Origin of the sequence: Vibrio clamense (assembly GCF_050337905.1) — a bacterium.
Classification (GTDB): Bacteria; Pseudomonadota; Gammaproteobacteria; order Enterobacterales; family Vibrionaceae; genus Vibrio; species Vibrio cortegadensis.
Genome location: NZ_JAKJTJ010000043.1, coordinates 1 through 9,403, shown reverse-complemented (window position 1 = coordinate 9,403; position 9,403 = coordinate 1). Strand labels below are relative to the sequence as shown.

Annotated in this window: 14 protein-coding genes and 1 pseudogene; 12 read left to right on the top strand and 3 right to left on the bottom strand. The window is 39.6% G+C overall.

The genetic code is table 11. The features are described from left to right. The 6 genes from L4C39_RS19475 to L4C39_RS19450 all read left to right on the top strand — a co-directional run. Positions 1–294, top strand: a 294-nt coding sequence (locus L4C39_RS19475; protein ID WP_429747591.1) for a DUF1293 family protein, incomplete at its 5' end; no start/stop codon positions are given. 21 nt (positions 295–315) lie between these two features. Then, positions 316–537: a hypothetical protein gene (locus L4C39_RS19470; protein ID WP_429747589.1), complete on the top strand. Its 222-nt coding sequence runs from the start codon at positions 316–318 to the stop codon at positions 535–537. Positions 538–541: 4 nt separating this feature from the next. Continuing rightward, a complete protein-coding gene (locus tag L4C39_RS19465) occupies positions 542–739 on the top strand; it encodes a major capsid protein (RefSeq protein WP_171756312.1) in 198 nt (65 codons plus the stop codon). Positions 740–885: 146 nt separating this feature from the next. Next, complete coding sequence (locus L4C39_RS19460) at positions 886–2,364, top strand: virulence factor TspB C-terminal domain-related protein (RefSeq protein WP_429747587.1); 1,479 nt, start codon at positions 886–888, stop codon at positions 2,362–2,364. A gap of 25 nt (positions 2,365–2,389) precedes the next feature. Next, positions 2,390–2,770: a DUF2523 family protein gene (locus L4C39_RS19455; RefSeq protein ID WP_171756311.1), complete on the top strand. Its 381-nt coding sequence runs from the start codon at positions 2,390–2,392 to the stop codon at positions 2,768–2,770. A gap of 113 nt (positions 2,771–2,883) precedes the next feature. Then, positions 2,884–4,098 (top strand): zonular occludens toxin domain-containing protein, encoded by a 1,215-nt coding sequence (locus tag L4C39_RS19450; RefSeq protein WP_429747585.1) that lies wholly within the window; start codon positions 2,884–2,886, stop codon positions 4,096–4,098. Positions 4,099–4,671: 573 nt separating this feature from the next. Here L4C39_RS19450 and L4C39_RS19445 read toward each other — a convergent pair. Next, positions 4,672–5,277: a hypothetical protein gene (locus tag L4C39_RS19445; RefSeq protein ID WP_429747583.1), complete on the bottom strand. Its 606-nt coding sequence runs from the start codon at positions 5,275–5,277 to the stop codon at positions 4,672–4,674. Between the two features lie 266 nt (positions 5,278–5,543). On the opposite strand from L4C39_RS19445, the gene L4C39_RS19440 reads away from it, so the two are divergent. Together L4C39_RS19440 and L4C39_RS19435 are read left to right on the top strand one after the other, a co-directional pair. Continuing rightward, positions 5,544–5,951 carry a hypothetical protein gene (locus L4C39_RS19440; RefSeq protein WP_429747581.1) on the top strand — a complete coding sequence of 136 codons (408 nt, stop codon included), beginning with the start codon at positions 5,544–5,546 and terminating at the stop codon, positions 5,949–5,951. Next, positions 5,951–6,184 carry a hypothetical protein gene (locus tag L4C39_RS19435; protein WP_429747579.1) on the top strand — a complete coding sequence of 78 codons (234 nt, stop codon included), beginning with the start codon at positions 5,951–5,953 and terminating at the stop codon, positions 6,182–6,184. The genes L4C39_RS19440 and L4C39_RS19435 overlap by 1 nt, the downstream gene beginning before the upstream one ends. Before the next feature lie 63 nt (positions 6,185–6,247). On the opposite strand, the gene L4C39_RS19430 is transcribed toward L4C39_RS19435, so the two are convergent. Together L4C39_RS19430 and L4C39_RS19425 are read right to left on the bottom strand one after the other, a co-directional pair. Further along, the gene (locus L4C39_RS19430) at positions 6,248–6,613 is read right to left on the bottom strand and encodes a regulator (protein ID WP_429747577.1); all 366 of its coding nucleotides are present in this window, start codon (positions 6,611–6,613) and stop codon (positions 6,248–6,250) included. A 67-nt stretch (positions 6,614–6,680) separates the two neighbouring features. Continuing rightward, positions 6,681–7,046, bottom strand: a pseudogene (locus tag L4C39_RS19425) (DUF3693 domain-containing protein); the annotation flags it as partial. Between the two features lie 222 nt (positions 7,047–7,268). Between L4C39_RS19425 and L4C39_RS19420 the strand changes: the two are divergent. Genes L4C39_RS19420 through L4C39_RS19405 form a run of 4 tightly spaced genes read left to right on the top strand, consistent with a single transcriptional unit; the run spans position 7,269 to position 9,398 of the window. Next, positions 7,269–7,631, top strand: coding sequence for a hypothetical protein (locus L4C39_RS19420; protein WP_017051515.1), 363 nt, complete (start codon positions 7,269–7,271; stop codon positions 7,629–7,631). 2 nt (positions 7,632–7,633) lie between these two features. Further along, positions 7,634–7,855 carry a hypothetical protein gene (locus tag L4C39_RS19415; protein WP_171756316.1) on the top strand — a complete coding sequence of 74 codons (222 nt, stop codon included), beginning with the start codon at positions 7,634–7,636 and terminating at the stop codon, positions 7,853–7,855. Further along, positions 7,845–9,005 (top strand): replication initiation factor domain-containing protein, encoded by a 1,161-nt coding sequence (locus tag L4C39_RS19410; RefSeq protein WP_429747575.1) that lies wholly within the window; start codon positions 7,845–7,847, stop codon positions 9,003–9,005. The genes L4C39_RS19415 and L4C39_RS19410 overlap by 11 nt, the downstream gene beginning before the upstream one ends. A 15-nt stretch (positions 9,006–9,020) precedes the next feature. Next, positions 9,021–9,398 (top strand): DUF1293 family protein, encoded by a 378-nt coding sequence (locus L4C39_RS19405; protein WP_261888184.1) that lies wholly within the window; start codon positions 9,021–9,023, stop codon positions 9,396–9,398. Positions 9,399–9,403 lie beyond the last annotated feature (5 nt).

Here is a 9,403-nt window from a genome sequence, read left to right as displayed (position 1 = left end):
GTTGGCCGCGCATTGAAAGACTTTTCTAACGACAACATGGAAATCAAAGCTGCGGGTTACTTTGACAGTATTGAAGAGTTTGAAAAGAACCGCTTTAAACATTTGGCTATTGAGGAAGTTTACGCTGAGAAAGTCATTAACAGCCGCGCTTTCGTTCCTTATCAGCAATATGAATTACGCACTGCGCCTATGCCTGATAACCCAATGCAATCGCACGTTGTTGAGATCATTCCGGTTGATGCAGAAGTTAAAAAACACTTCATGGAATCCATGAAACAAACACCAACTAAATAAAATTCACATTGGGAGCTAATTATGATTTGTGCAAAGGTTGTTTCTAACACTCTTCAAGTTATTGATTTAGCTCCCGGTGAAGCTTGCCAATTCGTCACTCTGTTACAACAGTCTGATTTTGCAAACCCAGAAGCATTCCTTACTAAAGAGATTGTTTTCACTTTGCTTTCTGCGGCTGCTGGCGTTTATGGATTGGTTTTCGTGATTAATATATCACTTCGTCAACTTGGTTTTAGAGGATAAAACTATGAAAAAACTACTTGTAGGTGTTGCACTTACTGCCGTTGCATCAACTCCAGCTTTTGCGGCTATTGATGTTTCTGCTGCGACTACAGCTATCACCACTGATGGTACTGCGGCAGTTACCTCAATCGGTCAGGCTTTAATCGGTCTAGCTGGTGTTGCTGTTGTCTTTAAATGGGCTAAAGGTTCAATTTTCGGTTAAACCTTTATGTGAAATCGGGGGCTTCGGCTCCCTTTTTTTAGGATTTAATTATGCCTCTTTATTTAACACCTCAAGACCTTATCTGGGGCTTCGTTCTCTTTATTCTTTTGGATGCCCTTCGTCGTTTATTTTAATTGGATTTAATTATGAGTATTAAACAAAGCATTACTTTTTTATTTTTATTCTTAGGTGTTTCGTTTAATGCTTTAGCTGGCTTTACTGGTTATAAACAACTTTCAAATGTTAGTGCTACGGGCAAGCTTTGTAGTATGTACAATGGGCAGATTTTATATTTCACTAATGATTTATCAACTTATTGTTCAGGCTCTTCTTCAGGCTACGATTTGTATGGTGTCCAAATTAGTAGGTATGGCTTTAAAATGGCCTCGTATAGTTCTCGCCCTTGGGATAATTTAGCCACATTAACGACGGTACAATCTTGTGCTCCAGACGAAGAACTTGATCCTGTAACTGGTCAATGTGTAAAACCACCTCCTGTATGTACAGATGATGAAGTTTTAGATCCAGACACTGGTGAGTGCAAAGAGATTCCTTTTTGTGAACGTCAATCTACTTTAGATGCTATTTTTTCTGAGGAACAAGCTTGTGCGGCTTCAAAAGGTATTTTTAATCATAGCTGTGATGAATTCCTTGATAAGTTAGAAATGAAATGCACACAGCCTACTGAGTGTGTCATTGGCATGCCAAACTATCCTGATTGTTTGGGTGATTTAAACCCTACAGACCCACTTACACCGCCTGACGATTTTAACCCTGACCCTTCGAACCCTTCTACTCCTGCGCCTCCATCATTTGATAAAGATGAACCCGATTCAGTTACGCCAGATGACACCACTGATAAGGCTGTATTAACGGCTTTACAAAATTTGAATCGTGATAATAACAAAGCTTTTACAGCATTAAATACAGATTTGAATACTGGCTTTACCTCGTTAGATAACAAACTTAAAACACTGAATAAATCCAATGATGCAATTGGTAAAGCAATCAAAGAGCAATCACAACAAGATGTTGCCATTCATAACGCTCAAACCTTATTAATGACTCAACAAACTGGCGCCATTATGAATGGTACTACACAGGTAGTTCAGGGGCTTAATACTCAAACAACACAGCTAAAAGGTTCTCTTGACGGTGTTGCTCAAGCTATTGGCAATTTACCGTCACAACTAAATGGTGATGTTACTAGTCAAGGTTGTTCTTCTTTTAATTGTACTGGTAGTGCTCCCAGTTGTTTTCTAGCTAAAGAACGTTGGAGAGTTAATTGTGATGAATTAAAGAATGAAGAATCTGCAACTGAGCAAGGTGCTTTGTTGACTGATACTTTTCAGGCGTTAACTGAATCAGCTACTGATGAACATGGTGCCTATACCAGTGTATTTACTGATGCTAATGGTTCTGTTGATGAAATGCTTGATGCTTATACATCTGATAATGGTTTCAGCTTTTCTTCTGGTTGTCCTTCACCTCGCACGTATGATTTAAAAATTGCGGTTTGGTCAATTGATTACACTCCTTTTTGTACACTAGCTCTCGTATTTCGTGGGCTTCTTTTAGCTTCCGCCTCAATAGCTTCTTTTTTAATGGTAGCTAAATTCATGTAATAAAAATAACTCATAGGTGATTTTTATGGGATTCGTATATGGTGCCCTCTCTCTTGTTTTTACTTGGTTACGCAGTGCAATGCCTTGGCTTCTCGGTGCTGTCGGTGCTTCATTTTCTAACTGGATTGTAAGCGCGGGGTTTGGTGTCGTTGTCTTCTCTGGCTTTAATATTTTGACTAGTCGCCTCATTGGTACGGCTGTCAACTCGCTGAACGGCCTTGGTGATATTGGTGGGTTTGGTGCTGATATTGTTATGCTTCTCGGCTATATGTGGCTAGATAAAGCTCTTAACCTTGTTATTTCAACGGGTGCTTTTTTAATGGCGATTAAAGGCGTTCGTCAAGGTATTGCTATGCGTCAAGCTTGGTGGAAACCAGGTCAGAAAACTGGAGGAATGGAAGGTTGATTTATTTAAGAACTGGATTGCCAGGGGCGTCTAAAACTCTTAACTCTTTACGTGAAATTGTGCTTTCTCACGATTCGGGGCGTGAGTATTACTATACAAACATCAAATTACTTATGTTGGATATTGATGTTGCCTGCTCGTTTTCTGGTTGGTATTACGGCTGGTATTTTCCAAACTTAAAAGACAAGGCTAGTATTCGTAAATTATCTAAGATAATGAAACCAATTCACGATGATGGCGAATTTATCACTCTAAATGATGTTCCTTGGCTTCGCTCTCAATATGATAGCCACAATCATTTTGAGACTTGGCTTTACTGGGTGCGTCGTGTTTATCCCAAGAAGAAACTTGAGAAGCTAGAATCTATTCTTGATGCTGCTCCTGAAGATACACAAGATAAGTTTGATTTAGTTCGACCTCTTAACCTTGATTTTAGAAACTTTCCAGACCCAAATGACTGGCCTACTTTACCTAAGCGTTCAGTCATTCTGGTTGATGAGGTTCAACAATTCTTTCCACCTCGTGGTGTTGGTTCTCGCGTACCAAAGGCTATAGCAGCCCTTGAGACTCATCGACATGGTGGTTATGACCTTCATTTTGTCACACAAGACAGAACCCTTTGTGATGCTAATTTACGTAAATTAGTTGGTCGCCATGTTCATTACTTCAATGCTCTTGGTGGTAAAAAGGTAACCCGCAAAGAAGCACCTAAATGTTTTGATCCTAATGATTATCATCAGTCTCAAACTGCTTCCAAAAAAATGATTAGCCATGATAAAAAGTTCTATGGTGTTTATTGGTCTGCTGAAATACATACCCATAAGTTCAAATTTCCATTCATGGGCTTTGTTGCTATTTTCTTTTTATGTTTGATCCTTTATTCCGCTTATTCTCTATCATCTCAATTATTTGGAGGTTCAGACTCCAGCTCTCCAGCTGCGCCAACTCAACCAACGCCAATACAAACTGATTCACCTGACATAACAGAAAATCCTGTTGCGGATTTTGTTGATGAGTTATTAACTGACGTTTATATATCAGGCTCTGTTGTAGAACAGTTCTCTGATGATGTTGTTTATCACTATACATTTGTACGGAGTTCTGACGGTGCTGTTTTCTATCCCGAAGCAATGGAATTAACACTTGATCCATTAACGCCATGTTTAGCGAATATTAGAATTGGTGAATTGATACGGCCTGTTACTTGTAATCCGTTTTATGTTCGTGATTCATGGAAAGATGAAGACATTGAAGATTCAGAAGATGGACAAGCAATTGCCAGTGCTGAGAGTTCAGAGAAATACAAACCCAATATTAAACTATTCTAATTGCGCTCAGAAGCGCACCCAATGAACCTACCTACAAATGCGGATTAGCCCCGCAGGGATAAGCAATGCACGTAGTGCAAGCGAAGCACCAAGCCGCCCGACTTTGTTAACTGTGCCGTATGTCTAATCGGTGCGGTTAGCTTCACTATCCTTTGACCGTCCCACTCCCCACACCCTGCCAGAATGCTTTTAGTCTTTTAAAGGCTTGCGAGTGTCGAGCATGTCTTAGTGATTTTTGTATTGGTTTGCGTGCGTGAGCGAGGGATGGGAAAAGCGGAGCGCCGCCCTGCTCACGCCAACCCCCGTCATGTATTACGGGGGTACTATCCACGGAACTTTCAACCTCCCCCGACTATTCGCAAGTGTAACGCGCCAGTGTTTGAGCGTTAGCGAGTCTATATCACAAGCATAAAAAAACCGCCCAATTGGGCGGCAGACTTCAAGCAAAGGTGTTCAAATTCTTAGAGTTACGTAAACTGAACAAGCTTTACGTTACAGAGCAATACTGGTTTTCTCAACTCTTAACATCAATAATTAACACTCTCTCGCAGTTCTTTGCAATTGATATGCTTCTTAGTAATTTTGAGCTCTTAACTGTGCAATCTTTCTTGCATACTCAGCATCAATTCTGTGAATTTCTCGATCCCTTTCACGCTGTAGTCTTTTTATCTCTCGATTAATGTTCACGTAATTATCTGCTTGGTACTGGATATCACATCTGCTACTTACATCATTAATCGCTTTGTTCGAACCTGACAAATTGAATGATGTATTCATCTCACGAGCTCCAAAGACATGAACCTGCACATAAGCAGTTGTACCTTGTTTTAATTCGTAAAGAATGCGCTTATCTACATTTCTAATCGCTCCTCCTTTATAAGAGGATGTGAACATATTCCCTTTCAAGTTGTACACTCGGCCATTATCAATTTTAATTCTAAAATCGACACTTTGATTTGGTGTCGCAATATTATCTTTACCTGAAAAAGTTAGAAACAAATCTTTATCATAACGCCCCGAATCACAACGAAAACCCAACGAATTACCATGTGCATAGGTTGTACGCTCATACACCTGCTTGTTATTCATATTATCAAAACGCATGGTTTCATTGAAAGATGCATTTGCGGCACCTGAAACAGCCAACCCCATAAGTCCTAAACTCAACCATTTATTCAATTTACTTCCCTCACCATAGAGCAATTGGTTGCATTCTATGATTTTAAAGACATTCCTTATGCGATTAACGTCAAGAATCAATCAATATGTGGTATCAACGAAACTTGCAACCTTCCAATACTATTCGCAAGTCCCTATCGATCGGTTGCATGATTACGTCTATCGATTTAACTGGTAGTCAAAAAGGTGCATAATAGCTAGTAATGATAACTTCTACCTTATTTATTTTTTATCTTAATAAGATGCTATGACTAAAAGGAAAATTGATGGCTGAATATGCACTTTTAAACGATGTTATTGACTGTATGGAAAAGAACGGGTGTACATACAAAACAGTACAATTAAATATAGATGAAGACTTGGTAAACGAAATTAATGAAAATAATAAAAAATGTTTTACATTAGAGCAATTGCAGAAAGGCGCTGATAAATGCCTTGCACATGAGTGGTTAAAGAGAACTCACCTCGGCGGCAATCACTACTTTAACTTGCAAATTACCCCTAAAGGAGTTGGTGCAATTCGTTCAAAAAATAGGGCTGAGGAGCTTAAAGCGAATCGCTCGATGATGAAAAAAATATCCGATTATATTGAGGATCATAAGGGTCTCTTTTTAATGTTTGGTTTTTTAATTGCAGCATCAACACTAGCATTAAAATTTATAGGTGATAAATAATGAGTGAATCAAGTTTTACAATAGATCTTAGATGCCTTTTTTGTGACAGTGTATTGGAAGGTGATGACAAAACAGAATTTGCTTCTGGTGACATGATTAAATGTCAAAATTGTAATGAGCTCAATGATTATGATGCTCTTATAGACGTAGCAAGAGATGAGGGGTTGGCACTAGTTAAGAGCGAATTTGATGACCAACTTAAAAGAATATTTGGTAAGCGGTTCAAGAAGTAGTTGCATAGATAAGTTATTAATATCTTCAGTGCGTATAAATCAAGGCCGAGTTCGGCCTTTTTATTACATGATTTTTCTCAATGCTCTTGCGTACTTCAATAGTCTTGATGTCATTTTCAAGTCTGATACACAACCTATCTCAATGAGAGCAATACCAGTTAAGATTTCTTGTGCGCTGACGGGCCTCCCTGTTGGTAATGCTAGTTTATTGCCCACAATTTTAAACCCTTCCCAATCATCACCAACGCCCAGCTCTCTATTGCAATAGAACCTCATCAGTCTCTTGCACTCTGGCGGTATCGGCTTCCCTGAATCCCACAATTTGACCGTCCTCACACTTTTAAAACATAGTTCAGCGGTCTTTTCTACACTCATTCCACAAACCAATTCACGAAAAATATAATTTTTAGTCATTTCGTGGTACTTCATTGATGTCACTCTCAAAAGAGAATGATATACCAAAGAGTGCGTATGCAACTTGATTTACCATAAAGGCAAATAATACGCACCGAGATAGCGGAGAAGATTCGGCCTCAAACGCTGCTAAACTTAGTACCAATGTCCCACAAGCCATTGAAATTCCAGACAATCCAAGACCATTATACTTTTTTGCTATGCTTTCCCACATGCCCTTAATCGTCGGGTTTTCATTGCGGTCTGCGTGACATCCTAACAATGCCAATTCTGGATCTATTCCTGCACCTTCAGCTAAAAAAATTGCTTCTTCATCAGTAAGTTGGCGAACACCTTTTCTAATTTTACTAATCTTATTAGCCTGTAACGCTAAGTCATGCGCTATCTGTTTATCTTGTATGTAGTTTTGAGCCTTTTTGTAGGCATCTAATAAATCATTCGAGTACATGAGCACCTCCATATATCTCCTAATAATAGCCTGAAACCTCCGATTTATCGCACTTTACAACTCCGATGAATCGCATCTATAGTTGCGACATATCGGATTTAACCCATTTGGTTTAAAGATTACTTCTCTCTAGGCCATTCGGGTTCTCTTTTGACTGCCTTGGGCGTTTAGCCCTTGAAGCTTGCGCTCTCGGTGGTCACTCAACTGTTCAAGGTGGTTGTAATGGAAATTAAAGTAAACCCTCATAATTCAGAAATTAAACATTTGGTTCATGGTGATATTAAATTCGATTATTTACCGATTTCTGGTTTTGCTATTTTTCTTACTTTTTTTGAATCGACTGTTTCCACTTACATCAATCTTCCTCTAAATCCTAAAACGCTTGATGTTGTTCCTACTACAGATTGGCACTCTGACGGCCTCAATAGAATTCCTGCTGTTTCTTGTAATTTTGATAATGAATTTAAGGTGATTTTAGAAACTCATTCGGATTACTTAGTTTTCTGTCAGTTCTTTGGTGTTGAGCCTCTTCCGCTTATCTCTGACCATTTCCATCTCTTCAATGCTAATGCGTTGGAGGCTTAATCATGGCCAGCCCTTATGCGAACGGTGAAATTTACTACGACAACGAACCTAACGTTGGTGTGAATGCCTATTTCTCATGGGGGCATCATTTCTTTGCGTGTATGTCTGACTTCCGCGCTCACGTTGAACTGTCTCAAGCTCCAAACAGCTATGAACTGATTGAAATCACCGACGATAACTATCGTTCACTTTGTCGAATTGGAGTGTTTGCTCATGTCTGCTGATAAATTCGATAAATCCATTCGAGCGGTTAAACCTTACAAGCCACGCGATAAGCATCAATTCAAAGTTGATCACAAAGCATTAAGTGACACTGTGACACCTGTTTTTATTGACCACTTAGCATGGTCGATGCCGATTCGTTCACTTTCTTATTTAGATGGTGCTTTAGACAAAGATTATGTCCCTTACATGATGCCTGTCTTCCATCAACCGAAAGGTTTAACGGCAGACCAACAAAACGAATATGTAAAACGCTATCAGCAAGAATTCTATTTACGAATGAATGTGTGCTTTGAACTCTTCATGCAAAAAGAGTTTGGAATGTTCCTTTCTCCTATGCGTGGTCGTGGTCTTCATGGTTACGAGGATTCAATGACAATTTTTGACATCACCAGAACGCATGAACTGGGCTTTGTTGGAATCGGTGGTAACAACGACACCATATACATTCAGATCAATGGTACTGGTTGCCAATACCTTTTTAATAAGACAACACCAGCTCGTGTTCATTGGTTACTCACTGAGATTTTTGCTGTGTCTTCCCTATCCCGCCTTGATTTGGCTGTGGATGATTTCACTGGAAATTTCGACGCTAAATACGCTGAACGCTGTTGGTATGAAAAAGCCTTTAAGTCTTCGCCTGACGCTCGTCGCCAAGGTTCAATGACACCTCACGTTAAGTATAACGATGGCGGTTCATTGGATGAGGAAGCCACTTTAATTGGTAGCCGTTCTTCTACTCGCTACTGGCGTATCTATAACAAAAAGTTTGAAAGAAAAATCACTGACCCTGATGTGGTTTGGTATCGAAATGAAGTGGAGCTTAAAAAAATCTCTGTCGATTTTCTATCGGACATTTCAGCGTCGTTCGCGGGTCTTTGTGACTTCGCAGCCTCTATTGAAGCAACACCGCCTAAACGTCACGACACCATAAAGAAAAAAGCCATTTTGGAAATTATGGGAAAAGTGGCGTGGGCAAGAAAGCAATGCGGAAAAACCCTTTCAGAAGTTATCGATTTTTATAACGGTGACTTAGAAAAAGCGTTTGGTCACTTAGTGCCTGACAAATACAAGACAAGAACGATTGATATGCCAGACGTTCATAAATCATTGGTTCAAGCGCATCTAGGCATAATCGACGCCCCTTTTTAATCGGAGAAACACACTATGAGTACAGCAACTGCCTTTTTCGTACATGGCATTAAACACACTATCTTCAAGAATTCGGGCAATGCATCGGCTTCCATCTATGTTGGCCGCGCATTGAAAGACTTTTCTAACGACAACATGGAAATCAAAGCTGCGGGTTACTTTGACAGTATTGAAGAGTTTGAAAAGAACCGCTTTAAACATTTGGCTATTGAGGAAGTTTACGCTGAGAAAGTCATTAACAGCCGCGCTTTCGTTCCTTATCAGCAATATGAATTACGCACTGCGCCTATGCCTGATAACCCAATGCAATCGCACGTTGTTGAGATCATTCCGGTTGATGCAGAAGTTAAAAAACACTTCATGGAATCCATGAAACAAACACCAACTAAATAAAATTC